The organism is Pantoea eucalypti, assembly GCF_009646115.1.
Lineage (GTDB): Bacteria > Pseudomonadota > Gammaproteobacteria > Enterobacterales > Enterobacteriaceae > Pantoea > Pantoea eucalypti.
The window spans coordinates 2,530,705-2,554,179 of record NZ_CP045720.1 but is presented as its reverse complement, the minus strand read 5'-3'; the positions used below and the strand labels follow the sequence as shown (position 1 = coordinate 2,554,179).

Below are 23,475 nucleotides of genomic sequence, written 5' to 3'. Positions count from 1 at the left end.
ATCTCCCTAACCCATACATTCCATGTAAATCCCGCTGGCAATCAGTCTGGCGCGTCGTTTAGCTGCAGCACGGAGGCGCTGGATAGTCTCCTCTGAGCGGTCATTACTCTGGTTGATAACCATTGGCGGCAATGCCTGCCGGGCAACCCGGCGTGGACGTCTGGTCAGCGTGTAGGTGCGGTCAATAGCATTGCCACCCAGGCTAACCGGGTTAGATGCCTCAACCTGCAACGTCTCACCGCCACGTCTAAGCGTGCTGTTGATCAGGCGGTTGAACTCACGCAGGGTGATACCAAAGCGTGCCGCCAGCTCACGACCTGTCGCCGGACCCTTTGAGAGTTGCCAAGCAAGTTTCTCGCTGAATCCGGCGTTCGGGCCGTTGCTACGGCGATATTGGGCCACCTTCTTCATAGCTGTGGCTCCTGCTGAGCAGGGCGGCAACATACATGTGAGCGTGTTGGGGTCAGTCTGGTGCGCGCTGTGCGTTTCAGCTTGAGCTGCGAAACCAGTCTCGGTGTGTAATCGCCTGGGGTGTTACAGATGAGGCGTGGTTGGGGGTATTCGTCGAAAATTTCAGTAATCAGGTCGTCAATGTCCTGGATCATAATCATTTCCTCGATTATGGCTGGTGGGCTACTGCAATAGCCCCAGCCGTTTCTCCACATTAAAAAAGCATTACAGGGCATCCTTTATTTCATCAAAGCGAGTGATTTCCTGTAGAAAGGAAGTTTACCCATCAAAACATCCAAGTCAACTCATAAAGTTTTAATATCAAAACTTATGAGAGCAGGAGAGGACAAAAGGCCCGTTATAGCGGGCGGTTGATAATCAGAGGGAGTTGAGGATGTGAATTTATGGCAGTTTGGTCTGAACGGAAACACCTGTAGCAATAACATGGTCGAGCGATTCAAGCTCAATCGTTTTATAGCCGGGTTTTATGGGGGCAAGGTAAGCACTTGGCCCATCAATAACCAATTTCTTGATTACTGTTGATTCACCAACGCGAGCTAAAACTATCTTGCCTGATTGAGGTTTAACATCGGGGTCAAAAATTATGGTGGAGCCTTCAGGAATGCTGATGGAGCCATCCCCGGTCATTGAGTCATTATCCATTTTTACAGAAAATGCACGGGGGGAAACATCGTCTGTCACATTAGTCCAATCAGGAAAATCATTATCTTGGTTCATGAGGTTTCTCCAGTCCCCCGCCTGCGCCAGCGAGATTAGAGGGATCCTCTGAAGTGGCCTTTGATCCACCTCACCTGACTTAGCCCTTTGTGAATATGCCCCGCCATTTATTAACCAACTTTCAGTAACGTTTAGTATTTTAGCTAGTTTGGGAATATGTGTTGCAGAAGGGTTATTGTTTCCGTTAACCCACTGGCTAACAGTGCCCTTTGATACCCCGGTTGCAGCAACCAGATCCCTGCTTCGCAAGTTCAAGTCTCTCATTCGCTTATTTATACGGTCACTAACTGATTCAATCATGTGTTTGGTTTCTTAAACTGGAAAGTTTTTTATTATTGACGCTTTTAAGTTTTGTTGTTTAAACTGAATTCGTTTAAGGAGGGACTATGCGTAAAACAACAGTTATTAAGCATTTCAGGGGAACTGTTGCGACAGCTACAGCCCTAAACGTTTCAAAATCAACCGTAAGTTTGTGGGGGGATGTAATCCCTTGGAAGTATGCATTATTGATTGCCGCAGCTACGGCAGGCTCTGTGCCGTTTAACTGGAAAGATTATCCAGAACTTACTCCAGTCTTCAAACCACAGCAGAGGGCATCAAAGCGTGGGTAAGGAACCGAAATGGAAAGCTGAGAGACAGCCAGCATGGCTGATTAAAGCCATCAGGAAAACTGTTGCCGGTCTGGCTGGTGGATATTCCGAGGCCGCTGAGATTCTGGATGTTACCGAGGACGCTGTTCATAACAGGCTGCGCAGCGGTGGCGATCAGTTGTTTCCAATTGGCTGGTCTCTGGTTTTGCAGCAGGCAGCAGGCAGTCATCACATTGCAAACGCCATAGCCAAAACATCTGGTGGTGTATTCGTGCCATTGCCAGACGTTGAGCTGGTGGATTACGGCGATATCAATCAGCGACTGCTGGAGGCTATCGAGCAGATCACCCGCTACTCACAGCAAGTCAGAGCAGCCATTGAGGATGGAGTGGTGGAACCGCATGAGCGTGAGGTGATTGACGAGGAATTACACCGTGCCATTACCAAATTACAGGAGCACACCACGCTCGTTTACAGGGTTTTTTGTGCCCCAGAAAAGTGAGAACGCCGGGTTGCAGCCCAGCGTTCTCGGCGACTACATCAATTAGTGTGGAGAAATAATCGCGTGAATAATTTAAACAGATCCCCGGATTTTCCGCAATTCCGTTGCCTGCCCATGACGGGCGGGACCAGCCATCAGCCATTCCGTTATGCGCTCAATTTACCTGATGGCCATCATGCAGTTAACCACAGTTTCGTTGAGTGGGCTGTGGGTGAGCAACTTAAGAAATTAAGCAAATCAGGGGGCTAAATGCCCCAGCAGACAAATGAAATTATTCAGCCGTGGGTTGCGCGCTATGCCGATCCACGCGGTGTGATTGTTGAAACCATTGGCGTTGATGTAGCGAATAACAGGGTGCTGTTCAAGCGTCCAGGCTATCCGCACGTCTGCGTCCAGCCCCGCAATCTATGGGGCCAGAAGTTCAGGAGAGTTGGATGAGCGTTAAATTGTCTGCATACGTCTGGGACGGTTGCGCGGCTTCGGGTATGAAAATCACCAGCGTGGCCATAATGGCACGCCTGGCTGATTTCTCCAGCGATGAGGGCATCTGCTGGCCCTCAATCGCCACCATAGCCCGGCAGATTGGGGCTGGTCCCAGCACTGTACGCACCTCAATTCGCAAGCTGGAAGTCGATGGCTGGTTGAACAGTACGCCACGGCGTAAGGGCAACCGCAACACCTCGAACATGTATCAGCTAAACGTCAGGAAACTGCGTGAAGCCGCTGCTGTTCACCAGCCAGAATCTGATGCGTCAGAATCTGACACATCAAAATCTGATGCACCAAATTTTGATGCGTCACATTTTCACCCGTCAAAATCCGACCATAAAACGGGTTTTCACCCCCCAGAATCTGGCGACGATCCGTCAGTAAGATCAAAACATGATCCATTAGATAAAAACCTCTCTTGTCCGGACGCTTCGCGGCCAGACGACTCGCCTGTGAATAACCCTGATCAATTCCTGGCTCGCTTTCCCGACGCGGTGGTTTACAGCGAAAAGAAACGCCACTGGGGCAGCCATGAGGATTTGAAGTGCGCCGAATGGATTTGGGGGCAGATTACTCGCCTATACGAACAGGCCGCCGAGACTGATGGTGAACTGGCAAAACCCAAAGAGCCGAACTGGGCAGCGTGGGCTAACGACGTGCGCCTGATGTGCTCACAGGACCAGCGCACTCACTACCAGATTTGCAAGATGTTCAAACGCGTGCAGGGTGACCCGTTCTGGTGCCGGAACATCCTCAGTCCGTCAAAACTCCGCGACAAATGGGATGAGCTGGTACTAAGGCTCGGCCCGGTTCAGCGGTCAATCACAGACATTTCACCAGTTGATTACGCCATCCCAGAAGGGTTTCGCGGTTGTTAAGGGATTTCAAAAATGACTACGCTATCGAAAATTTACGACAACAAATCTAAAACTGAAACGAACATCACTACCCGCAAAACCTACTTGCTGGGCGTTGATGAACTCTATGTCGAGATTGGTTACAACATCCGGAAAATCGATCAGACCCACGTCGAGGAATTCCGCAATGCCTACATCGCTGGTGAGCATGTGCCTCCGCTCGCTGTACAGGTAACAGAGCAGGGCATAAAAATCATCGATGGCCACCACCGTTACTACGGGGCCAAACTGGCACAGGAGGCCGGTTATGACATCCGTCTGGAATGCAAAGATTTCGTGGGCAGTGAGGCTGACCGCATCGCCTTCATGGTCACATCAAGTCAGGGACGCGCACTGGAACCATTGGAGCGCGCAGCTGCATATCAGCGTCTGATTAATCAGGGCTGGGAACCGGCGCAGATTTCTAAAAAGGTTAAACGGTCGATCACTGACGTTGAAAATCACCTGGCGCTGCTGACGTCTGGTGATGAGCAGATCGCATTGGTTAAAAACAAAGAGGTTGCCGCCACTACGGCAGTCGCGCTGGTTCGTGAGCATGGAGCATTAGCTGGCATGGTAGCGAAGACGGAGCTAGCAAAGGCAAAAGCTACGAGCAAGAAAAAACTGACCAAATCCGCTGCCATGCCACAGGTCAGCACCAAACATGCTCGCTATCTGGTAGAGCTACTAACCAAACACTGCCAAGCAGAAGAGGGAGAGAAGGGCGCATGCGTCATCCTGACGTTTGAAACTGACCTGCAGGTGGCCGAGGTGATGGATATCATTCAGGCCGCAAAAGAATATTGAGGCATCACGAAATAAGAAATAAATGACAACCGCACCATCTTAGTCAAGAAAGCTTAGGATGATGGCTTACGTTGCTAAAGAAATAAGCTTTTAACAAAAGTCGTTAATGGCAACTACAAAGTGTATATAGTGTAGTTGCCATATTTCGAATTTAAAATTTATTATTCTTTGTCTTCATCTTCAAAGAAAACCCAGTCGTCATCATCATCGCCATCCGCATCATCTTCTATGTCATCAGGGATCTCGTTGAAATATCTTCCTAAGGTTTCATTATAAAGAGCCGTTAATTGTTCTCTATATCTTAATGGAAGGTTTTCATCATCTAAAACAGTAGAGATTCGCTCGAGCATTTCTGAGGGCAAATGTATGTGTTTAAGGTGATTGATATAAGTCATGATGTTCTTATAATATCTATCACTATTACGTGTGTCTATCGAGGTATTGAATGAATGAAGCTGCCTATAAAAGTTGTTTTTATGGGTTTTATTTTTATATGACAAATGGATTTTAGTCGACTTCTCAGATGCTCGCTCTAGTTCTTTAATTAACTCAGGAGAGGTTTCTTTACCATCCAGATGGCTGTTTGCAGCAATCAAAAACGAAGCAGATGAATATAAGAGTAGCTGAGAACCTTTTCCTTTTTCAGATAGCTCTGTTTTTAGTGATTCCAACGGCCCTCTGGTCCGACCCCCAGTTTCAAACCACCAGTCTTTTTTATTGTCATTGGTAACTAATATTACAGCTTTAGGTTCATATTCAGATGAATAATTAAGGATTTCATTCCAGATGAACCAATCACCAAATTTTCTTTTATAAATGATGTTATTGTAAGAAAATGTTTCTTCTTTTTTTGTTTTTGCATCTTCAAAACCTGGGGGGATTTGATTACTGTAGCGAATCTCACCTAATTTTTCTAATGCAAGAATATTTTCTTGGTTAGGCGCTTTACCTATGCGATTTCCTGCTAATTCACTGATGCGATCCCTTACTGTGTCATGGTTTTTTAAAAAGTCTGCCTCATGGATTCTAGTGTTTATCTGTTCTTCAACAAATTTGTCTACCGTACTCTGAAGGTGCGAGCTTAATTCGCTTACTTTGTCTCTTAAGCTATCGTATCTTCGTATGGTTGCGGCATGTTTTTTGTCAAAATTATTAATGTCAGATGCCTCTAATATTCGAGAGGCAATATGATCGCTAGAATGTTTGAGTTCCATAACATGATCTTTTATGGCGGTTAGTCTGTTTCGCTGATATTCAAGGCAGACATGATATGGAAGCCATACTCGATCCTGTATTTTTTCCCATTGACTAAAAAATGCAGCTCGAGTCTCACTTTCACAACGATAAAGAAGAAGTAGAGCATTTGTATCAAAAACAAATACACTTTTATTACTTCTCCATAATTTTTTTGTTTCAGCTTCGGTAGCTCCATAAAAACCACCAAACAAATCTTTCATATCCGTTCCACCATAAAGATGACATAAAATATAAATGTAAGCTTTTTTTTAACTAATGTTAAGTTTTTCTTTACTAAAAGGGTGAAAATAGTGACTTTTTGACTTAAAAGAGTGTTTTTATGACCAAGAGACACTTAAAGCATCAGTTTACCTAATTGTCTCTGTTTAAGAGGTGTGCTTTCTTTCTGAGCTTTTAATATGCCAAAAATGCAATAACAAAATTAAAAGTGACTTTCTAAAATATCTGAATAGATTAATTTAATTTTTTTTTGATATCATGAGTATGTGCATAAATCTCATAAGGTGCTGAACATGATTGTTCGGGCATGAGATTAAATCACTTAATTGTCAATGATGCTGCTTTGCAGAGCACATCATGATGAATTGCACCGGGATGTAAGGTCGCATAGCCAGATTGTAATGCTATCTCGGTTCTACGATTACCCATCGTAGTTGGCATTTTAGGTTCAGTTAAAAATTAATAGTGTGGAGGGATTATGCGTGACATGTCACAGCTTTTGGATTTATGGGGCGCCTGGGCAGCCAGCGATAATAGTGGTGTTGACTGGCAGCCTATAGCTGCAGGTTTCAAAGGATTACTACCTCATGGCAAAAAAACCAGGATGCAATGTTGCGATGATGAAGGGATAAAAATTGATGGATGCGTAGCAAAGTTACGTAAATACAAACCTAAAGAATATGAGTTATTGATCGCTCATTACGTGATAGGCATATCTTTACGCTGCATCGCTAGGAAAAGAAAGTGCTCAGATGGAACTATTAGAAAAGATTTAGAAACAGCTACTGGTTTTATTGAAGGCTGCTTATGCATGCTTGATTCGCATTTATCTTAACTGCTATAAGGCGGTTCAAAACCGCCTTACTGTTTTAAGAATACTTTAATGTTTTCGCGTATAATAATCAGGCAATATAGCATCAGGAAAACAGTTAGAATAGCAAGCCAAACACAAAACAAACTAGCATAAAAATTAGTCGACAAACCTATAGTGAATTGCGAGATGGCTGTGATAATGGAAAGCCAAATCGCAAGGTTAATGAATGCAGATAAATTATCCAGTGGTTTGAAAAGCTCGGATTCATTAACCTGCTCCTTCGTTATACCACGCGCGGCTGCGAAAGTTTCTTTGTAATCAGCAGTCCCGAACACTTTCTCTTTTAGGTTTACTATTACAAAAGTATGTAAACTAAGAAGGAAGGATCCTACTGATATAAAACCTGAAAAAAGATACCCCCTCAGGTTCTTATGATGAAACTCAAAAAAACGAGTATTTAATTCAGGCGAATGACGATACAAACAAATAAGTGCACCAAGAGTCAGAAAAGATAAAGCTATCAGTACCACGTACTGATAGCGAATTCTTAATGATCCAAGCCAATTAATTAAAAACATTCCTGTTTTTTCCATTGATGATTTGATCTTTTATTATACCTACTACATCATTCGAAGTGTAGTTGTCATTTGTCAAACCATCAACTTTATCAGCAATAAAATCGAAATCATATTGTTCAAAAAAAGTCGGGCAATTGACTACATCTATAAGCCTTTCGTTATCTAAATAGTCTATTGCAACAACCTTAGCTTTTAAAATGTTTGAAGTGTTTTTGTAAGCGTCAGAAATGAGTTGTCCTAAGGTGCTTGTTTTCGTTCTCGCAGCGTTTTCGATAGAGAAATTAACATCTATGTTATTAGTCAAGGTCTCAATGGCTTTCATTGGTTTCTCTATGAAATCCAAATGAGAGAATCTGAAAGACGCGGACTTAATTTTTTTGAATTGAGCTAGAATGTTTTCTATATTGTCTTTAGTTGTAAGGATCTTAAAGTTTGGCCTTTGTTTGTATTTCTTGTTGATGGCTATAACCGCTTTTTGTTTAGGTTTTTCTCCTAGCAAACTAATTTCATCAGTATTTTTCTTTCGAATATATTCGTTACTAATAGTTTGAAAATTTGAAAATAAAGAGCTAATTGAACATGACGAATGATGATAGAGGTATAAACCTTTAAGTGTTGACTTTTTGAGGCAAAAGAAATTGAATGAAACAAGTTTCTCATTACTTTTCAAGTCTTCAACTTTCAGTTTGAACTTACCTCCACTGATGGTGGACTTGCAGCTTTTCTTCTGATTCCTGTAAGTCAAAACCATGCCTACGTAGAACTCTGAGTCTTCTGTCAAAAGTATTTGTCTAGAGTAATCCAGATACGAGTGCACCCGCGCAGATGAATCTATGAAAGACTTCAATATTTCAGAGATATTAATGTGTGGATTCAAGTTTTCAATGTGGAAACCAATGCTTTTTACTTTCATATCAATCCTTTAGTGACAAAGTAAATTTCTAATACTTCTTTTTTTGAATCATACCGAAAAAAAACGTGCAGATCACTAACGCGTACGCAAAAATCCTTGTAATGTGATAAGAGTGGGTTCCACGCATTGCTGCTTACCATCCTAAGAATGGGTATAAGCGCTTGCGCTAAATCGCGTTAAATCTTTCCAATTGAGGTGAGTTTTTATATCCATTAATCCGAAGTTGAGTATTAACCCTCTTATTCCTTCATCTATAATTTTACGTTAAAATAGATAATATTTTTAGCTAACACTTTGATGTATAAGTGTTATGCACTCGATAGGTTGTCAGAGGATACTTACGAACCGAATGTTATTTTGGCTATGAAATAGAGTGACTTTTGAGTGATAAAAAGAATAACCATGCCCGGCATTGAGTTAATCAATGCCGATTGTTTGCGTGTGCTGAAAACCATGCCAGACGATTCAGTTGACCTGATTGTTAGCGACCCGCCGTATTTCAAAGTAAAACCGGTGGGATGGGACAATCAGTGGAAAGGGGATGAAGATTATTTACGGTGGCTGGATTGCTGCCTGGCGGAGTTCTGGCGGGTGTTAAAACCTAACGGGAGCATCTATCTATTTTCAGGGCATCGACTCGCATCTGACGTTGAAATCATGATGCGTAACCGATTTAACATCCTCAACCACATCATCTGGGCTAAGCCTGATGGACGCTGGAAGGGCTGCCACAAAGAAAGTCTGAGATCATACTTCCCCTCAACTGAACGCATACTATTTGCAGAGCATTATCAGGGGCCGTACAAACCAGACGCCTATACTCGAAAATGCGTTGAGCTGAAACAGCAGGTACTAAAGCCACTGATTGATTATTTCTGTAATGCCCGGTCAGAATTGGGTGTAACCGCTGCCCAGATTGTTGCGGCAACTGGTAAGAAGAACATGGTCTCGCACTGGTTCGGCACCAGTCAGTGGCAGCTACCCAGCGAGGCAGATTACCTGAAGTTGCAGGCGCTGTTTACTGAGATAGCCATCGCACGGCATAAATCAGGAACGTTAGCCACACTGTATCACCAGCTGGTGGACAACCATCACTCCCTGAACCGTAAATATCTGGAGCTGCAGGAGGAATACAAATCCCTGCGCAGGTATTTCGGCGTCACTGTAGCGGTTCCTTATACAGATGTATGGACACACAAACCGGTTCAGTTTTACCCAGGCAAACACCCATGCGAAAAACCCGCTGAAATGCTGGAGCAAATTATCAATGCCAGCAGCAGGCCGGGTGATGTGCTCGCTGATTTCTTCATGGGGTCAGGGTCAACGATAAAGGCGGCAATAAAGCTGGGCCGTTCTGCAATTGGCGTTGAGCTGGAAGAGGAACGGTTCAGGCAGACGGTTAGCGAACTGAATCAGCTAATCGATTAAATCAGAATTTATTAATCATTAAGAGGGACCGCTAATGGCTGAGCCATTAAGCACCGGCGCTACGGCAACCGTAGCTGGCTGGGGCATTGTCACGTCTGCGCTGGTGGGTTTTATCACCTCTGTAGATTACTCAATCGCGTTTGGAGCGTTTGCTGGGTCGATGTGTTTTATCGTCACCGCCAGCAATCTGACGCGAAAGCAGATATTCGGTTATTTCCTGTTTGGCTATGCCGCTGGAGTATTTGGGGCCGGATTTGTAGCGGACAAAGTAGAGAGCTATTTCGATTATCGGGAAAAACCACTTGATGCCCTGGCGGCTGTCGTTATTTCCGCTGCTGCGGTGCAAGGCTATTTCTGGCTAAAAAATGGTGGCGTTTCAAAACTACCATTCGTTAAAAAATGGCTGGGGGAGAAATCATGATTGGTAGCGATTTCCTGACAGTGATTGATGTCGTTATTTGCGCGGCTATTGCTTTACGCCTGATGGCATTCAGCAAAACAGGGCGAACACATAAGCGTGGTATTTCATGGATAGCCGCAGGGCTGATTCTGTTCTATGGCAATTTCACATTGCTCTGGCTGTTTGGACAGTACCACGCCAGCGGCTGGCCGGTTGTTATTACAAACGCGCTGATATGCGCGGCTGTATTTGCGGCGCGTGGAAATGTTGCGCGTCTTGTTTCATATCCAACACAGGGAAATACAAGAAATGACGGGCAATAAAATTCCACGCGGCATTCGCAATAACAATCCTGGCAATATCCGCTGGGGTGATGAGTGGAAAGGTCTGGTACCTGAAGCCCAGCGTACAGATAAATCATTCTGTCAGTTTGCGTCCCCTGAATTCGGCATCCGGGCAATGATCATCATTCTTCGCAATTACCAGAGCAAATACGGCCTGAAAACAATTACGGGCATCATCAAACGCTGGGCACCGCCGAACGAGAATGACACTCAGGCATACATCCTCAGTGTGGTGAAGGCCACGGGGGCTGATGCTGATAAGCCGATTGACCTGACAGACAGCCGTAAGCTATTCCCGCTTTTGCAGGCAATCATCAGGCATGAGAATGGCACGCAGCCATACAAATATGATGTTTTTATTCGGGCGCGCGATCTCGTCTGACAGCAGGAGGTCGCATGGCCGCTTTCCAGTTTATCAAAAATTATTCACACCTATTCGTCATCGGTCTTATCTGCCTGGCGCTCTGGATGCTGAACGCCCGAAGCTCACAGCTTGAGGCAACTAATCAGCGGCTGGAGAAGTTAGCCAACAGCAAAGACGATCAGATTAACGATCTGCGCTCCAAGAACGATGGCCTGGCATCAAGCGTCACGGAGCTGGTAACAGCCGTTAAGCAGCAAAACGATGTGATGAGTCAGGTTGCAGAGCAGCGTGCCGTAACAGCCCAGCAGAACCGGAAACTACAGAATGAAATTAAGCGTTACCTTGCGGCGGAAAAGTGTGCTGTTGTTCCTGTCCCACTTGATGCTGCTGACAGGCTGCGCGACGCAGCAAAAGCCGCTGGTGGAGTACCGGACAGTAAAACAGCCACAGCTAAGCCTTCCGGCTGAACTGACTATCCAGATTGACGTGCCAGCGCCATCACAGGATATGACGTTCGGTGACAGCGTGAGCCTCAACGCTGAGTTATATGGCGCTCTGGGACAATGCAACATTGACCGGGCGGCGCTCAGGTCGCTAGAGCAAAAAAAATGATAAGAACACGGCTTTACTTAGTAATAATCTTTTTTGCACCCTTGGAAAAAAGTCGTCTTTTCTTATAGTATGAATCCATACATAGAGGCAGTTAAAACTGAAGCGCGGAATTATGGCTGATTTAGCTTATATCAATCCTGACATCATCACCTGGGCGCAGAGCCGAGCTCGCGTTTCTGATGAGGATTTGTCTCGCGCTACAGGGGCCAAAATTGAAAAAGTGCTAAGTTGGATTCAAGGTATTGATAAGCCAACTTTTTCTCAGGCTCAGAAAGTGGCAGGTCGTCTCTATATTCCATTTGCTTATCTTTTTTTACCAGCGCCACCTCAAGAGCTAATTCCTTTGCCTGATTTACGCACCATCAGAAATGTAGGTATGCGTGATAACATCAGTGTGAATCTTAAAGATACTATTTTTACTGTTTTAAGAAGGCAGGATTGGTATAGGGATTATTTACAGGAGCAAGGAGCTTCCCCACTGGATTTTGTAGGTTCTCTGGAGTTGCAAAATGACCCCGCTGATGTCGCAGTCAGGATTAAAAATCACCTTGGTTTAGATAAAATTGATCCTGCAGGTATGAACTGGGAAGTATACCAGCGCACAATTGTCAACTCTGCAGAAAATGCAGGAATTCTTGTAATGAGAAGCGGTATCGTTGATAACAATACACATAGGCCGTTAGATATCAATGAGTTCCGTGGTTTTGCCATCAGCGATCCATTAGCCCCTGTTATTTTCATTAATTTGAAGGATGCACCTGCAGCTCGTCTGTTTACCTTGATCCATGAATTAGCTCATTTATGGATTGGGCAGAGCGGTATATCTTCTGCAAGTGCCAACGAAGAACTGCTGGTAGAAAGGTTCTGCAATCAAGTGGCGGGTGAGTTCTTAGCTCCTCGGAACAGTGTTCTAGGATTATGGGACGAAACTAAAGAGTTGGGCGTGAATATCGCTAATATTGCTAGGCATTTTCACGTAAGTCGGTATGTTATAATTCGAAGAGCATATGATCTTAATTTGGTCACATATGACGATTACCAAGATTACTATCGTACCTTAATGCGAGACTTTGATGAGGCAGAGGGAGGCGGTGGTAATTTCTATGCCAGTGCGCAGAATAAGAATAGCGCTAGATTTAGCAGGGCTTTACTAGACGAGGCTTTAAGCGGCAGAGTTTTGTTGCGAGATGCTGGCAAACTATTGGGTGTAGCCCCTGCGAAACTTAAAAAATTTGCAACGGAAATTGGTGCCTAATGTATCTGATTGATGCGAACGTTTTTATAGAAGCTAAAAATAAATACTACCATATGGCTTTTTGTCCGGCCTTTTGGGACTGGTTACTACATGGTTGCCAAGGCGGTAGGCTTTTTAGTATTCAAAACATATATCAAGAGCTCATCAATGGTAATGATGAGCTCAGGACGTGGGCTCAGGCCAATCGTCAGTTTTTTCTACCTGTGAGTGATAATGCTACGCAACAAAACCTTGCTTCAGTGGTTGCTCATGTTGCAGAACAACAGGTTCTAGCACGCATGAACCCAGGTGCTATGGATGAATTTCTTAGAGGAGCTGACACTTGGTTAATAGCCAAGGCCATGACAAGTGGGGCGACAATAGTTACGCATGAGAGACTTAACTTTGATTGCAAGCGTAAGTTTCTCATTCCTAACATTTGTAACCACTTTGGAGTGGCTTACATAGATACCTTTGCTTTGCTGCATACATTGAATGCATCATTTATCATGGCTGCATAATTTAAGGTCAAAAAATATATTCATGAAACCGCCTTCGGGCGGTTTTATTTTGTGCTGAGTACTGTACTCACTGCATTCACTTTCCAGCATGAACGCAAAGCATCACTTACTTGTGGATGGCCCTAACATTTTCTGGTTAAAATCTTCTGGCCACACTCTTGTGGTCAACAACAGTCAAAGGGCATTGAATGTCAGATTTTGATGAAGACGATAACGAAGAGCTTGTCACGTGTGACGCTTGTGGTGAGCAGTATCCTGCGGATAGTTATTGCGCAAGATGCGATGAGTTCAATCCACCTGCTGGCACAGATTGTGAATTTTGTGACAAGCCTGCAACCAGCTATGTTCAAGATCATCCGGTGTGTGATGATCATTTTGATGATGCGTACCCTATTGATTGAATTGCAGCGATAAGATCTTACAAGCCGCCTCCTGGCGGCTTTTTTATTGGAGCAACCAATGATTGTTACACCCGATGCCACTGTCATTGGTGGCACCAATACGCCGGGAATATCAGTACCTAGCGCTATCGTGATTGGCGGTCAGGCTAAACAGCCAGCCGACACGATATTCATTCAGAACGACAGCGACAAAACACCCACATCCCCGTGGTTCGTTACGCAGATAGATAGCACGCATTATACGATGCTGAACGCGACCGCCCCTAAAGGCTGGCAATACCTCGGCGCGTTTTTAGTCAGCGGTGAGACCGGCGCTCAAATCGGGCGCGCAGACGGCGCGGTCTGGACGATATCTAACCCCAGCATGGTGCAGCATATCAGCACATCTGCTGGTGGTCAGGCGGCTGTCAGTATCCTCACTGCAGGAACCTGCGTTCTGACGGTCACGCTACGTGACATGGTTTCAACATTAGTGATAACCGCCGTCTAACTTCCAACCCAATCAATGAGAGGAAGCTATGTCTGAGTCATTAACTGTAACGCGCACGCCCGTCCAGATTACAGATGGCAGTAACAGCGCGCACATAACTATTGAGGCTGGATACGTTGAATATGCGGACAGGGCAGATAGTCCCGCATGGCACAGACCTGATCGCAAGGTCGTTGATGTCAGCTGTCCGTGGGTGTTATGGATGCGTGCAACGCGCGGACCAGAGGCTGAAATAGTCATTACACGTCGCACTGAATAATTCTGATGGCAACCCTCAATGATCTTACCCGCCAGATAGAGTCGATAAAAAAACAAATACCGTTCGCCACAGCCAGGGCAATGACAAGTGTCGCAAGGCAAATCAGTAATGCCCAGAAAACTGCCATGCTGAGGACGCTGGATAATCCCACGCCATTCACGGTGAATTCTGTCAGGGCTGCGGGAGCATCAAAAAATAATCTGGTAGCGCGCGTTTACGTCATGGATACCGCTGCTGCCTACCTCACCCCGTTTGAGACTGGAGGTGTGCACCACCTCAGCAGCAGTGCGCTGCTCAATCCCAAAAATATACGGCTTAATAAGTATGGGAACCTGCCTCGCGCCAAGCTGGCGCAACTGAAGGGCAAAACCAATACCTTTATTGGTGACGTTAAGGGAGTGAACGGTGTGTGGCAGCGTAAAAACTCCAAGGTCCCAAAAAGCAGACGTTTGATGGCTCGCGGTACTGACGGCGAGATGAAGCAGGTTGGCTGGAAGAAGCGTAAGCGGTCTAAGAACGGAGCAAGACAACCTCGACATAAAACCCGGCCGCCGAAGCTGCTACTGCGATTCGGTGAGGCCATGCCGGTTCAGCCTGTCCTGGGCTATATGGATCGAGCCAACACGATGGCCAAAGCATTGCTGCCGGGAGAAATTCAAAAAGCGCTGGCCGATGCCATGCGGACAGCTCGGTAGGGGGCAGGACAGGGCACAAATTTTTTGGGTCCTTCCTGCGACCTTTTTGTTGCACGGGCATTGCGCGCCGCACGGTTTTACCAGCTATGAATTTTTGATTTTGTGTCCCAATGTCCCAATGCATAGTTATGCAATTCCGCGCTAACTCATCTTTTCTTATAGAAAATTTCTGGCCGCATAATTTTTTTGTGTCCCAGTCAATGTCCCACTTTATGGGACATGCCCCATTTTATGTCCCATTCGGAGGATTTCATATGTCAGAGATGAGCATGAGCGCCTACGCTGCGCACGCTGGCGTGGACAGGAAAACAGTCACCATAGTCAGGCCCGACCGGCTTTACCTCACAGTGACGCTGAATAGCCCGGACGGCAGCTCGCATCAATATAAATTTAACTGGTTATGGAGAGATAATAATGCCGTATCAGCGACCTATACTCAGTGAGCTGCGCAGCCGGAACCGGCAGTTCATTACCTCGGAGCTGGAAAATCCATCCGAGTTACTGAGATTTTCCAATCTGCGGATTATTGCAGATATGGACGCCGGTATGAGCCATCTGCATTTTGACTATCTGGACTGGATAGCGCGTCAGAGCAACCCATTCACCGCAGAAGACGAGTGGCTTGCTGCGTGGGGGGCACTAAAAAACGTCTACAGGAAAGACGCGACGGCGGCGACAGGACCCGAGGTGATGTTCTCCGGCGTGCCAGGGCGCACTATCGCAGCCGGAACCGTTCTGAACCGGACCGGTGGCATGCAATATACGCTGGGTGCTGCAGTTACGATTTCTGCCGCTGGAAGTGGCAGCGGCAGCATTACCGCTGTTCTGCCGCTCAGCGGAAGTGCACTCACTCCGGCAGACGGCAATGCTCAGGCAGGCACCCTGCTGGCAATCGATGGTGCCATCGAGGGCGTAGTCAGCACTGCGACAGCGGTGCAGGCTATTACAGGCGGCGCTGATATGGAATCACAGGAGGGATTCCGCAGCCGCATCCTGCAGGCGTATCAGTCATCCGCAGAGGGTGGTAGCGAGGATGACTACAAACGCTGGGCGCTGGAGGTGTCCGGTGTTACCCGTGCCTGGGTAGTGCCACGTTTATTGGGGGCGGGCAGCATTGGGCTTTACTTCATGTGCGATGGGACAGACCGAGCGAATCATGGATTCCCGGTTGGTGTTGACGGTGTCGCAACCAATGAAAAATACCTTTATGGCAAAGCGCAGGGCGATCAGCTTCGCGTAGCAAATCACATTTTCTCAAAACGTCCGGCCACCACACTGGTCTGGGTATGTTCACCCATAAATCGAACCGTTGATCTTGATATTGGCGGCATTCCTGACACTGATGCCGATACCGTCGCGGCCATTCAGAGCGCTGTTGATGAGGTGTTTTTCGACAACGGCGAGCCGGGCGGAAAAATTTTTATTTCCGATCTGAATCTGGCCATCGGCGCTATCAGTGCCACACGTGGTTTTGTTCTGAATGAACCCTCCGGCATTTTCATTCAGATGAGTGCTGGGGAGCTGCCGGTTCGCGGTAATATTACTTTCAGCCGGGGCGCATCATGAGCCGCTACAGCACAGATGATTACGCGCGCGCTCTGGGCTTGTTATTACCCCAGGGTAAAGCCTGGAAACATCCCCCTGGCTCAGTACAGGCGCGCGTACTGAGGGGGCTGGCAAAATCATATCAGGCTAGTGACACGGCGGCACTTTCGCTTCTTAGAAATGCATTCCCGGCCACGGCAGGTTCACTTCTGACAGACTGGGAGCAAGCACTGGGGCTGCCGGACGATTGCGCCATCAGTGAGATGGGCACGATAGCGCGGCGACGCCTGGCTGTCGTAACAAAACTGACAGGTTCGGGTGGTCTGTCAATCGATGCGCTCATACAGGCGGTCGCAACGTCCGGATATGTTATTACGGTCACTGAGTACCGACGCGCACGCTGCGGCTTGTCTGCCTGTGGCGACCCGATTAATGGCGATGACTGGCCTCTGGTTCTGCAGGTTAATGTGCCTGAAACGACCATATTGCGCGCGCGTTGTGGGCAGGCTCACTGCGGCGATCCGCTCAGGACATGGGGTAATAAAACGCTTGAGTGCATTCTTAAACGGCTTGTAGCGCCCGATCTTATTCTACGAATCAACTACATACCTGCCTGATTAAAACCTTTTTCTCAACTTTATATTCACTTCATTGTGAGGGACTTCTTATGCAAAAAATTGGTGATATCACCGATACAGCCGATGGTAATGGCGAATTTACAGATGGCAACGTTGCGGGGAATGTTCAGCCCACAGAGCTGATGGCCGCATGGTTTAACAGTGTTCAGAGAGAAATAATTGCGGTCCTGGCGGCAGCGGGAATAGTTCCGGATAAAACCAATGATAAGCAATTGTCTGAGGCTATTCAGGCGATTCTTTCAAAGGGAATTTCCGGAAGCGGTTATTTGATTTCTGAGAATAACCTGAGCGATCTGAAAAACGCGTCCGAGGCGCTCGGTCACCTTGGACTGGATAATGTAGGTAACTGGCAAGCTGTCCAGGCAAATGGCGGCAAGCATAGTTCCGGCAATCATCATCTGTATATTGACTGGGACGGGAAAAAATTACATTACACCGTTGACGATACTGACGTTGGAGAAGCATTCACCACACAAAACCCGCCTACAGCCGCGCAAACTGGCGCATATCCCATGACCGGGGGCTATCTCAATGAGGAGGTTAGCGCGACCGTTATCTCTAATCTTAAAGACGGTAGCGCCGGTCAGGCTCTTTACGCTCCTATGTGGCGCTCGTGTCTGAAGAATCGCGGCGGAGATATGGACTTCAAAGACGGCGCATCGGCTTGTTTCCGTCTGGTAGAGGTTATCAGTAATTATGCATTTGCTGAAATACTGGTTGATGGCTTTGGCATCGTCAGATCGTTTGAATTTCGTAATGATGGAACGATACATGCTCCGAGTTCGGTATATGCAGGGCAGGGATTCATTGCGCCGGATGGCAATTTATATGGCCCCGCCTGGGGAGGTTACGCGAATAATTGGATATTGGCTCAAATTAATGCGCTCAATGTCGCAATAAATAATCAGTTAAATAATATGAACGCTGACCGCAATAACTGTGTAAGGGCGACAGCACGCGGAGGCAGGCAGCATAAAGTTGGCGGCGATTGGGTGGGGGACTGGGAAGCTCCAGCCGGATGCCGCGTGACTGGGTTTAATACTAATGAAGGTGGTGACGGTCGCAAAATGGGAATCTACTATCGTGCCGATTATTACTACACCAATGCTAGCGGATGGGTGCAGGCAGGAGATATTGCATAATGAATGAGTTTAAAAACGTCAAAAACTATAAAACTGAGCCATTGGATGGAAACGGACCTTATATGGCTGCGTATTTCTGCGACGAGCTGGGGCGCGATTGGTATGAGACCCGTCAGGGCTGGGTGGGAGCAGTAGCTGTAGATGCCAATGGGCTGGTTTGTTCCGTTGCACGCTCACAAATGCAGGTTCAATTGTTTACGATGGTGGAGGGTCAAACGTTATATGAGGTTGACCCTGATACCATTCCAGCTGATCCGCTGGGAAAATATAATTATGTAAACGGGGTGTTTACAGTTAGAGATTTAACGGAGGAGTAATCATATCTGACGGCTATCTTCACTGAGCTTAAACTTTTCAGCCAGTCGGTGCAGGGCAACGATAGACATGAACTCCTGACTGATTTCAAAGAAATCATCCCAGTGAGCGCTAAGAAAAAGTGCGATCACCTCAGTTTCTTCTTCATTAAGTTCCATCTTAATACCTTTCATTTACCTTTATATAACAATGCGAATGAATGTGCCTGGAACCATACCATAACATATGTTTCGGTAGCTTAATTAACATGGGGCATATTTATAATTCATTTACTTTCAGATAGTTGAGGTAATCGATCTGTTTAACCGATCAATCTTTCGTTATTGATCGGTTAAAACAGTTATGACCAGATTGAAACTGAGATTATTTTAAGTGCTGTTAGATGGAGCTAATATTATGAAGAGGAGAACAGCGTGGACGTTAATATTATTTGGATGTGTGATAGCGTGGACGATAATAATATTTTTAGTGGTGAAGTTTTATAAAAGCTTCTGGTTCTACTTTTGATATGCCAACACCAGCCCGGCTAATGCCGGGTTTTTTGTGTTTAAAATACTTTTATGGAATGCGTCTCGCATACCTGAAACACTGTCCTGTATATTCAGGCCGACGGATTTAAAATGACGCCTCTTACAAGTTAGGAGGCACTATGGAACAGGAATTCGAGGCGCAGGCCTATGACGCAGCATGCAGGATAATGGGCGAGGCTGTGTGGCAGCTGGTGGCCGCAGGGGAACCGGTAACGCAGGATGCCATTGCTGACAAGATTGTGCTGCTCTCAGCGCGTCATGATGAGTTGGCGGCCAGCATTGCACGGTCAGTGTTGTTACAGGCATAAAAAATCCCCGGCGACGGGCAAGCAGTTAACCTTGAAAGCTAGCAGTGTCCGCTTTGTGCCATTAGCGGACGTCCAAGCCGCAATCCATTCGTTCCTATGGTTACGTAATGAAACAGATGACGAATGGTGTTTTTTTTACGTAAGGTAAATGCTGATTCCGCAGCTAAATAAAGGAAGTAAGCATGGGAAGATTTCAGGGTAAACGTATACTGATCACGGGCGGCACCAGTGGCATCGGGCTGGCAGGGGCTCAGCGTATTGTTACTGAAGGTGGCAACGTAGCCATTACAGGGCTTAATGAAGAAAGGCTTGAACGTGCACGCAGCTTGCTTCCTGCGACATCACTTATTTTAAAAAGCGATGCTGCAAGCGAAGTTGACATAAACGGACTGGGGGAAGCTATCAGAGGCTGGGGTTCACTTGATGGATTATGGCTTAATGCCGGCTTTGCAGAGGTAGGCTCTCCGGAATCTGTAACGGCAGATTCTTTCAATCATATGATGAATGCTAATGTGCGCGGTCCGATGCTACAGCTGGCAGCTCTCTCCAAATCACTTAATTCAGGGGCGTCCGTCCTGGTGACATCATCCTCATCTGTATATGAAGGAGCGGCGATGACAAGCCTGTATGCAGCGACGAAAGGCGCCGTTATCGCTATGGTCAAAAGCTGGGCATCTGCGTTTGCTGAACGCGGTATCCGCGCCAACACTTTGGTACCAGGTCCGATTGAAACTAACTTCAGGCACTTTATGCCAGAAGAGTCTCGTCAGCAGTTTGAAGATTTTGTGGTAAGCCAGGTTCCTTTGGGTCGTGCAGGAACAGCAGAAGAGGCCGCTGCAGTTGCACTTTTCCTCCTGTCCGATGACGCATCCTATGTTACCGGCAGCCAGTATGCTGTAGATGGCGGTCTGGCACATTACTGACCGCTTCCCAAAGTCACGAAATTAATCGAATAACGTCCGCTTCTCGCTCTTAGCGGACGTCACAAATGCTAGGTTAGTTAGGACTTATTTCTAGACGTATATGACCCGCTTGGATTGGATACTTACTCCTTCATTGAAGGAAATGCATTAACCGAATCATTAAATTGGGAGTATTACCACCAATTGCATCGGATTGTTATGAGTGAACACTATAATCGTTTTTTTCTGCTATTTCCCACGCGGAAGCAAACTCAGTTGGCGTTGGTGGAATGATATCAAACCAGTCAAAATTAAATACTTTTTCTCTCTGTTTATGTAAATCACCTGTCGTATCAAACCCATCTCCAGGTAATCCTGTCTCAGAATTTACAACCAATACACTTAATGGTGGTAATTTGTTTTGAGCACAAAAATGAAGAATATGACCTAGTTGACGATCCATCGTACCTGCGCCTTTATAACCAAGAATATCAGCAATCTCTCCATATGTAGTTATCTTACGCTCATAAGAGAATCCGATAAGAATTTGCCATATTTGTAATGCTCTATTCTCAAGGGTGTTTTTTTCAGAAAAATATTGGACCATAGATTCCTCTTCAAAGTTACGATACACACAACAGGGCATACTAAATTAGCGCAACGTTTTGTGTGTGCCCTGCAACTACAGGGAGAGCATACTGCTTGCGGTAGTTCTTCCCTCAGTAAAATATCATGCTCAAGGTTGTAAGCCATCCCCCAATTTTCAGTAGCGCAGGGTTGTAGAGTGGAAATATCTGTCAAAGACAGTAATTTGCTCATAAGGGACAACCATACTCAAATCTCTCACATTTCAGGAGATTTGAGTATGAATACGTAACCGTGGAACAAAGACCGTATCATCGGCCAAAAAAGACCTCTTCAGATCTCTCATATCTGGGGGATTAGTATCCGTCTTGAACTGGAAGGAAAAGTACGCGATTTAGCTCTGTTTAACATGGCTCTGGACAGTAAACTTCGGAGCTGTGTCTGGTTAAGCTAAAAGTTTATGATGTGGCCTATGGGCACTCTGTTTCGGGCAGAGCGACTGTGCTGCAGCAAAAAACGGGCAGCCCTGTTTAGTTTGAACTGACGAAGGGAACCAGAGCGGCTTTATCCGCATGGATCAAAATGGCTCATTTACGTAGTAGCGACTATCTTTTTCAGTCCCGCATTAGTTCTTCAAGACACATTTCAACCAGACTGACCTGCTCCATGTTGATTCACACAGACTGCTGTTATCAATGTCCGCTTTTCGCTCTTAGCGGACCTGTGCAGCATAGTAAAAAGAGCCGCAGCGTCGGGGCAAACTTTAACCGCGCCAGTCTCAGCGGGCTGCGGGTGTAATTTGAGATTAGTTACCCGCAATCGAAGCCGCCAGTCTAAAAATTCAGCACTCTCAGTGACTTTACAATGTTGCTCCCCGTTTCGGCTTGATCAAATCCACTGATCGATATTACTGTTTATCCATACAGTATTCATCAGAGGAGGATTTATCATGCCGCGAGATTACGAAATCATGATTGCTTTTCGGCAGGCAATAAAGCGCGATGCTGCCGGTCGCTATACCATCAGCACACTCGACTTCATCAGAGAACTCGACCGCATGAACTGGCATTACACGCTAAGGGCGGCGAATAAGTGGATAGAGACACATACGACTACGTTCCGAGATATCTCACCTACAGACGGTGATGAGCGCGTGTTTCAGGTGTTCAATCCTAATGGCGGCATGTGATGTTCGCCTTAGTTGATGTGAACTCGTTCTATGCGAGCTGCGAAACGATCTTTCGTCCTGACTTACGCGGCAAACCAGTGGTCGTCCTGTCGAATAACGATGGGTGTGTCATTGCACGTTCCGCAGAAGCCAAAAAGTTACAGGTGCCGATGGGAGCGCCTTACTTCAAGCTTAAAGACGAATTCAGAAAGCATGGCGTCCATATTTTCAGTTCGAACTATGCACTTTATGCTGACATGTCGAACAGGGTAATGACCACGCTTGAGGGTATGGCCCCAGCAGTGGAAATTTATTCAATCGACGAAGCGTTTATGAATCTCGGCGGCATGAGCCGTATTGAACCACTGGAGGACTTCGGACGCCGGGTTAGGGCGCGTATCAAGCAAGAAACACATCTCATCGTAGGTGTTGGCATTGCGCCAACCAAGACCTTGGCAAAGTTGGCAAATCACGCTGCAAAAAAGTGGTCAAAGACAGGCGGCGTACTAGACCTGTCGAATATTGAACGTCAAAAGAAACTGATGGCGCTGGTGCCGGTTGAAGATGTCTGGGGTGTTGGCCGTCGCATAAGCAAGAAGCTGAATGCCATGGGCGTTATTACCGCGAAAGATCTGTCTGAGCAAAGCACTTACATCATCCGTAAGCATTTTAACGTGGTGCTGGAGCGTACAGTAAGAGAGTTGCGCGGGGAGCCATGCCTGGAGCTCGAAGAATTTGCACCAGTAAAACAGCAGATAGTGTGCTCACGTTCATTCAGTTCACGCATCACTGAATATATTTACATGCGTCAGGCTATTTGCTCTTTCGCAGAGCGGGCAGCCGAAAAGCTGAGAAAAGAAAGGCAGTTCTGTAAGCAGATAGCAGTTTTTGTCCGAACCAGCCCGCACGCAGAGGGTGAAATCTTTTATGGCAATCAGGCCTCGCGAAAGTTGCTTACCCCTTCTAACGATACTCGCGACATCATCCGGGTTGCTATGGACGCACTTGATGACATATGGGTAGACGGACACCGTTATATGAAAGCAGGTGTGATGTTAGGCGACTTTTTCAGCCAGGGTGTGTCTCAGCTCAATCTATTTGATGAGTACCGGCCACAGCCTAATAGCGAAGCTCTGATGCGAGTGATCGATGGGCTAAATCAGAGCGGGAAGGCCAATTTATTTTTTGCCGGGCAGGGGATTGAAAGGTCATGGACCATGAAGCGAGAAATGCTTTCACCAGCTTACACGACCCGTTTTGCAGACCTGCCAGTCGCAAAATGAGCGTAGCTGTTTTTAACCTGTTACCACTGCCAATCTGAGATTGTAATGAGTGAAATTC

Annotated in this window: 32 protein-coding genes and 1 pseudogene; 26 read left to right on the top strand and 7 right to left on the bottom strand. The window is 46.3% G+C overall.

Annotated elements, in window-relative coordinates; all coding sequences use genetic code 11:
• Window positions 1–6 precede the first annotated feature (6 nt).
• Both EE896_RS11910 and EE896_RS11905 read right to left on the bottom strand, forming a co-directional pair.
• Entirely contained in the window at window positions 7–411 is a 405-nt protein-coding gene (locus EE896_RS11910) for a hypothetical protein (RefSeq protein ID WP_140915886.1), read from the bottom strand.
• Window positions 412–852: 441 nt separating this feature from the next.
• Complete coding sequence (locus tag EE896_RS11905; protein WP_140915887.1) at window positions 853–1,488, bottom strand: LexA family protein; 636 nt, start codon at window positions 1,486–1,488, stop codon at window positions 853–855.
• An 86-nt stretch (window positions 1,489–1,574) separates the two neighbouring features.
• Here EE896_RS11905 and EE896_RS11900 point away from each other — a divergent pair, with 86 nt between their 5' ends.
• The 5 genes from EE896_RS11900 (at window position 1,575) to EE896_RS11880 (ending at window position 4,472) form a co-directional block, all read left to right on the top strand.
• Entirely contained in the window at window positions 1,575–1,799 is a 225-nt protein-coding gene (locus EE896_RS11900; protein ID WP_140915888.1) for a Cro/CI family transcriptional regulator, read from the top strand.
• The gene (locus EE896_RS11895) at window positions 1,792–2,280 is read left to right on the top strand and encodes a YmfL family putative regulatory protein (protein ID WP_140915889.1); all 489 of its coding nucleotides are present in this window, start codon (window positions 1,792–1,794) and stop codon (window positions 2,278–2,280) included. Before EE896_RS11900 ends, EE896_RS11895 begins: the two co-directional genes overlap by 8 nt.
• Window positions 2,281–2,529: 249 nt before the next feature.
• The gene (locus tag EE896_RS11890) at window positions 2,530–2,718 is read left to right on the top strand and encodes a DUF4222 domain-containing protein (protein WP_140915890.1); all 189 of its coding nucleotides are present in this window, start codon (window positions 2,530–2,532) and stop codon (window positions 2,716–2,718) included.
• Window positions 2,715–3,647: a helix-turn-helix domain-containing protein gene (locus tag EE896_RS11885; protein WP_140915891.1), complete on the top strand. Its 933-nt coding sequence runs from the start codon at window positions 2,715–2,717 to the stop codon at window positions 3,645–3,647. Before EE896_RS11890 ends, EE896_RS11885 begins: the two co-directional genes overlap by 4 nt.
• A gap of 12 nt (window positions 3,648–3,659) precedes the next feature.
• Complete coding sequence (locus EE896_RS11880) at window positions 3,660–4,472, top strand: ParB/RepB/Spo0J family partition protein (protein ID WP_140915892.1); 813 nt, start codon at window positions 3,660–3,662, stop codon at window positions 4,470–4,472.
• Between the two features lie 161 nt (window positions 4,473–4,633).
• Here the strand turns inward: EE896_RS11880 and EE896_RS11875 are convergent, their stop codons facing one another.
• The gene (locus EE896_RS11875) at window positions 4,634–5,929 is read right to left on the bottom strand and encodes a PIN-like domain-containing protein (RefSeq protein ID WP_153574576.1); all 1,296 of its coding nucleotides are present in this window, start codon (window positions 5,927–5,929) and stop codon (window positions 4,634–4,636) included.
• Window positions 5,930–6,426: 497 nt separating this feature from the next.
• On the opposite strand from EE896_RS11875, the gene EE896_RS11870 reads away from it, so the two are divergent.
• A complete protein-coding gene (locus EE896_RS11870) occupies window positions 6,427–6,783 on the top strand; it encodes an antiterminator Q family protein (RefSeq protein ID WP_153574575.1) in 357 nt (118 codons plus the stop codon).
• Between the two features lie 26 nt (window positions 6,784–6,809).
• Here the strand turns inward: EE896_RS11870 and EE896_RS11865 are convergent, their stop codons facing one another.
• Window positions 6,810–7,340 carry a hypothetical protein gene (locus EE896_RS11865; RefSeq protein ID WP_167518475.1) on the bottom strand — a complete coding sequence of 177 codons (531 nt, stop codon included), beginning with the start codon at window positions 7,338–7,340 and terminating at the stop codon, window positions 6,810–6,812.
• Window positions 7,327–8,253 (bottom strand): hypothetical protein, encoded by a 927-nt coding sequence (locus tag EE896_RS11860; RefSeq protein ID WP_153574574.1) that lies wholly within the window; start codon window positions 8,251–8,253, stop codon window positions 7,327–7,329. Before EE896_RS11860 ends, EE896_RS11865 begins: the two co-directional genes overlap by 14 nt.
• 402 nt (window positions 8,254–8,655) lie before the next feature.
• Between EE896_RS11860 and EE896_RS11855 the strand changes: the two genes are divergently transcribed.
• The 15 genes from EE896_RS11855 (at window position 8,656) to EE896_RS11790 (ending at window position 18,643) form a co-directional block, all read left to right on the top strand.
• Window positions 8,656–9,681, top strand: coding sequence for a DNA-methyltransferase (locus EE896_RS11855; RefSeq protein WP_153574573.1), 1,026 nt, complete (start codon window positions 8,656–8,658; stop codon window positions 9,679–9,681).
• Between the two features lie 34 nt (window positions 9,682–9,715).
• On the top strand, window positions 9,716–10,102 hold the full coding sequence (locus EE896_RS11850; protein WP_140916447.1) for a putative holin: 387 nt from the start codon (window positions 9,716–9,718) through the stop codon (window positions 10,100–10,102).
• Window positions 10,099–10,404, top strand: a complete 306-nt coding sequence (locus EE896_RS11845; RefSeq protein ID WP_238343223.1) for a phage holin family protein — start codon at window positions 10,099–10,101, stop codon at window positions 10,402–10,404. Before EE896_RS11850 ends, EE896_RS11845 begins: the two co-directional genes overlap by 4 nt.
• Window positions 10,391–10,807 carry a structural protein gene (locus EE896_RS11840; RefSeq protein ID WP_140916485.1) on the top strand — a complete coding sequence of 139 codons (417 nt, stop codon included), beginning with the start codon at window positions 10,391–10,393 and terminating at the stop codon, window positions 10,805–10,807. Before EE896_RS11845 ends, EE896_RS11840 begins: the two co-directional genes overlap by 14 nt.
• 14 nt (window positions 10,808–10,821) lie before the next feature.
• Window positions 10,822–11,256 (top strand): Rz lytic protein, encoded by a 435-nt coding sequence (locus tag EE896_RS11835; protein WP_140916449.1) that lies wholly within the window; start codon window positions 10,822–10,824, stop codon window positions 11,254–11,256.
• A complete protein-coding gene (gene lysC, locus EE896_RS22885; RefSeq protein WP_420372163.1) occupies window positions 11,171–11,401 on the top strand; it encodes an Rz1-like lysis system protein LysC in 231 nt (76 codons plus the stop codon). The genes EE896_RS11835 and lysC overlap by 86 nt, the downstream gene beginning before the upstream one ends.
• Before the next feature lie 112 nt (window positions 11,402–11,513).
• Window positions 11,514–12,656, top strand: coding sequence for an ImmA/IrrE family metallo-endopeptidase (locus EE896_RS11830; protein WP_140916450.1), 1,143 nt, complete (start codon window positions 11,514–11,516; stop codon window positions 12,654–12,656).
• Window positions 12,656–13,156 carry a DUF4411 family protein gene (locus EE896_RS11825; RefSeq protein WP_140916451.1) on the top strand — a complete coding sequence of 167 codons (501 nt, stop codon included), beginning with the start codon at window positions 12,656–12,658 and terminating at the stop codon, window positions 13,154–13,156. The genes EE896_RS11830 and EE896_RS11825 overlap by 1 nt, the downstream gene beginning before the upstream one ends.
• 188 nt (window positions 13,157–13,344) lie before the next feature.
• The gene (locus EE896_RS11820) at window positions 13,345–13,557 is read left to right on the top strand and encodes a hypothetical protein (RefSeq protein ID WP_140916452.1); all 213 of its coding nucleotides are present in this window, start codon (window positions 13,345–13,347) and stop codon (window positions 13,555–13,557) included.
• Between the two features lie 58 nt (window positions 13,558–13,615).
• The gene (locus EE896_RS11815; protein WP_140916453.1) at window positions 13,616–14,047 is read left to right on the top strand and encodes a hypothetical protein; all 432 of its coding nucleotides are present in this window, start codon (window positions 13,616–13,618) and stop codon (window positions 14,045–14,047) included.
• 264 nt (window positions 14,048–14,311) lie between these two features.
• The gene (locus tag EE896_RS11810) at window positions 14,312–15,001 is read left to right on the top strand and encodes a hypothetical protein (RefSeq protein ID WP_140916454.1); all 690 of its coding nucleotides are present in this window, start codon (window positions 14,312–14,314) and stop codon (window positions 14,999–15,001) included.
• Between the two features lie 414 nt (window positions 15,002–15,415).
• Window positions 15,416–16,567 carry a baseplate J/gp47 family protein gene (locus tag EE896_RS11805; protein ID WP_140916455.1) on the top strand — a complete coding sequence of 384 codons (1,152 nt, stop codon included), beginning with the start codon at window positions 15,416–15,418 and terminating at the stop codon, window positions 16,565–16,567.
• A complete protein-coding gene (locus EE896_RS11800; protein WP_140916456.1) occupies window positions 16,564–17,163 on the top strand; it encodes a YmfQ family protein in 600 nt (199 codons plus the stop codon). Before EE896_RS11805 ends, EE896_RS11800 begins: the two co-directional genes overlap by 4 nt.
• Window positions 17,164–17,213: 50 nt before the next feature.
• Window positions 17,214–18,326, top strand: a complete 1,113-nt coding sequence (locus EE896_RS22475; RefSeq protein WP_181405315.1) for a hypothetical protein — start codon at window positions 17,214–17,216, stop codon at window positions 18,324–18,326.
• Window positions 18,326–18,643 carry a hypothetical protein gene (locus EE896_RS11790; protein WP_140916457.1) on the top strand — a complete coding sequence of 106 codons (318 nt, stop codon included), beginning with the start codon at window positions 18,326–18,328 and terminating at the stop codon, window positions 18,641–18,643. Before EE896_RS22475 ends, EE896_RS11790 begins: the two co-directional genes overlap by 1 nt.
• Here the strand turns inward: EE896_RS11790 and EE896_RS11785 are convergent, their stop codons facing one another.
• Window positions 18,644–18,799: a hypothetical protein gene (locus tag EE896_RS11785; RefSeq protein WP_153574572.1), complete on the bottom strand. Its 156-nt coding sequence runs from the start codon at window positions 18,797–18,799 to the stop codon at window positions 18,644–18,646.
• A 491-nt stretch (window positions 18,800–19,290) separates the two neighbouring features.
• On the opposite strand from EE896_RS11785, the gene EE896_RS11780 reads away from it, so the two are divergent.
• Together EE896_RS11780 and EE896_RS11775 are read left to right on the top strand one after the other, a co-directional pair.
• The gene (locus tag EE896_RS11780) at window positions 19,291–19,479 is read left to right on the top strand and encodes a DUF2767 family protein (protein ID WP_140916458.1); all 189 of its coding nucleotides are present in this window, start codon (window positions 19,291–19,293) and stop codon (window positions 19,477–19,479) included.
• Window positions 19,480–19,661: 182 nt separating this feature from the next.
• Window positions 19,662–20,402, top strand: a complete 741-nt coding sequence (locus tag EE896_RS11775) for an SDR family oxidoreductase (RefSeq protein ID WP_140916459.1) — start codon at window positions 19,662–19,664, stop codon at window positions 20,400–20,402.
• 196 nt (window positions 20,403–20,598) lie between these two features.
• On the opposite strand, the gene EE896_RS11770 is transcribed toward EE896_RS11775, so the two are convergent.
• A complete protein-coding gene (locus EE896_RS11770) occupies window positions 20,599–20,988 on the bottom strand; it encodes an MGMT family protein (RefSeq protein ID WP_140916460.1) in 390 nt (129 codons plus the stop codon).
• Window positions 20,989–21,276: 288 nt separating this feature from the next.
• Here EE896_RS11770 and EE896_RS11765 point away from each other — a divergent pair.
• From EE896_RS11765 to umuC, 3 genes and pseudogenes are all read left to right on the top strand, one after another.
• Window positions 21,277–21,620, top strand: a pseudogene (locus EE896_RS11765) (site-specific integrase); the annotation flags it as partial.
• Between the two features lie 295 nt (window positions 21,621–21,915).
• Window positions 21,916–22,155 carry a DNA polymerase V gene (locus EE896_RS11760; protein WP_140916461.1) on the top strand — a complete coding sequence of 80 codons (240 nt, stop codon included), beginning with the start codon at window positions 21,916–21,918 and terminating at the stop codon, window positions 22,153–22,155.
• The gene (umuC, locus tag EE896_RS11755; protein WP_140916462.1) at window positions 22,155–23,417 is read left to right on the top strand and encodes a translesion error-prone DNA polymerase V subunit UmuC; all 1,263 of its coding nucleotides are present in this window, start codon (window positions 22,155–22,157) and stop codon (window positions 23,415–23,417) included. The genes EE896_RS11760 and umuC overlap by 1 nt, the downstream gene beginning before the upstream one ends.
• The last annotated feature ends 58 nt before the right edge of the window (window positions 23,418–23,475 follow it).

Bases quoted from the DNA above. Each gene is read 5' to 3' on its own strand.
- EE896_RS11910 (WP_140915886.1), bottom strand. From the start codon at position 411: ATGAAGAAGGTGGCCCAATATCGCCGTAGCAACGGCCCGAACGCCGGA.
- EE896_RS11905 (WP_140915887.1), bottom strand. From the start codon at position 1,488: ATGATTGAATCAGTTAGTGACCGTATAAATAAGCGAATGAGAGACTTG.
- EE896_RS11900 (WP_140915888.1), top strand. From the start codon at position 1,575: ATGCGTAAAACAACAGTTATTAAGCATTTCAGGGGAACTGTTGCGACA.
- EE896_RS11890 (WP_140915890.1), top strand. From the start codon at position 2,530: ATGCCCCAGCAGACAAATGAAATTATTCAGCCGTGGGTTGCGCGCTAT.
- EE896_RS11885 (WP_140915891.1), top strand. From the start codon at position 2,715: ATGAGCGTTAAATTGTCTGCATACGTCTGGGACGGTTGCGCGGCTTCG.
- EE896_RS11880 (WP_140915892.1), top strand. From the start codon at position 3,660: ATGACTACGCTATCGAAAATTTACGACAACAAATCTAAAACTGAAACG.
- EE896_RS11875 (WP_153574576.1), bottom strand. From the start codon at position 5,929: ATGAAAGATTTGTTTGGTGGTTTTTATGGAGCTACCGAAGCTGAAACA.
- EE896_RS11870 (WP_153574575.1), top strand. From the start codon at position 6,427: ATGCGTGACATGTCACAGCTTTTGGATTTATGGGGCGCCTGGGCAGCC.
- EE896_RS11865 (WP_167518475.1), bottom strand. From the start codon at position 7,340: ATGTTTTTAATTAATTGGCTTGGATCATTAAGAATTCGCTATCAGTAC.
- EE896_RS11860 (WP_153574574.1), bottom strand. From the start codon at position 8,253: ATGAAAGTAAAAAGCATTGGTTTCCACATTGAAAACTTGAATCCACAC.
- EE896_RS11855 (WP_153574573.1), top strand. From the start codon at position 8,656: ATGCCCGGCATTGAGTTAATCAATGCCGATTGTTTGCGTGTGCTGAAA.
- EE896_RS11850 (WP_140916447.1), top strand. From the start codon at position 9,716: ATGGCTGAGCCATTAAGCACCGGCGCTACGGCAACCGTAGCTGGCTGG.
- EE896_RS11845 (WP_238343223.1), top strand. From the start codon at position 10,099: ATGATTGGTAGCGATTTCCTGACAGTGATTGATGTCGTTATTTGCGCG.
- EE896_RS11840 (WP_140916485.1), top strand. From the start codon at position 10,391: ATGACGGGCAATAAAATTCCACGCGGCATTCGCAATAACAATCCTGGC.
- EE896_RS11835 (WP_140916449.1), top strand. From the start codon at position 10,822: ATGGCCGCTTTCCAGTTTATCAAAAATTATTCACACCTATTCGTCATC.
- lysC (WP_420372163.1), top strand. From the start codon at position 11,171: ATGCTGCTGACAGGCTGCGCGACGCAGCAAAAGCCGCTGGTGGAGTAC.
- EE896_RS11830 (WP_140916450.1), top strand. From the start codon at position 11,514: ATGGCTGATTTAGCTTATATCAATCCTGACATCATCACCTGGGCGCAG.
- EE896_RS11825 (WP_140916451.1), top strand. From the start codon at position 12,656: ATGTATCTGATTGATGCGAACGTTTTTATAGAAGCTAAAAATAAATAC.
- EE896_RS11820 (WP_140916452.1), top strand. From the start codon at position 13,345: ATGTCAGATTTTGATGAAGACGATAACGAAGAGCTTGTCACGTGTGAC.
- EE896_RS11815 (WP_140916453.1), top strand. From the start codon at position 13,616: ATGATTGTTACACCCGATGCCACTGTCATTGGTGGCACCAATACGCCG.
- EE896_RS11810 (WP_140916454.1), top strand. From the start codon at position 14,312: ATGGCAACCCTCAATGATCTTACCCGCCAGATAGAGTCGATAAAAAAA.
- EE896_RS11805 (WP_140916455.1), top strand. From the start codon at position 15,416: ATGCCGTATCAGCGACCTATACTCAGTGAGCTGCGCAGCCGGAACCGG.
- EE896_RS11800 (WP_140916456.1), top strand. From the start codon at position 16,564: ATGAGCCGCTACAGCACAGATGATTACGCGCGCGCTCTGGGCTTGTTA.
- EE896_RS22475 (WP_181405315.1), top strand. From the start codon at position 17,214: ATGCAAAAAATTGGTGATATCACCGATACAGCCGATGGTAATGGCGAA.
- EE896_RS11790 (WP_140916457.1), top strand. From the start codon at position 18,326: ATGAATGAGTTTAAAAACGTCAAAAACTATAAAACTGAGCCATTGGAT.
- EE896_RS11785 (WP_153574572.1), bottom strand. From the start codon at position 18,799: ATGGAACTTAATGAAGAAGAAACTGAGGTGATCGCACTTTTTCTTAGC.
- EE896_RS11780 (WP_140916458.1), top strand. From the start codon at position 19,291: ATGGAACAGGAATTCGAGGCGCAGGCCTATGACGCAGCATGCAGGATA.
- EE896_RS11775 (WP_140916459.1), top strand. From the start codon at position 19,662: ATGGGAAGATTTCAGGGTAAACGTATACTGATCACGGGCGGCACCAGT.
- EE896_RS11770 (WP_140916460.1), bottom strand. From the start codon at position 20,988: ATGGTCCAATATTTTTCTGAAAAAAACACCCTTGAGAATAGAGCATTA.
- EE896_RS11760 (WP_140916461.1), top strand. From the start codon at position 21,916: ATGCCGCGAGATTACGAAATCATGATTGCTTTTCGGCAGGCAATAAAG.
- umuC (WP_140916462.1), top strand. From the start codon at position 22,155: ATGTTCGCCTTAGTTGATGTGAACTCGTTCTATGCGAGCTGCGAAACG.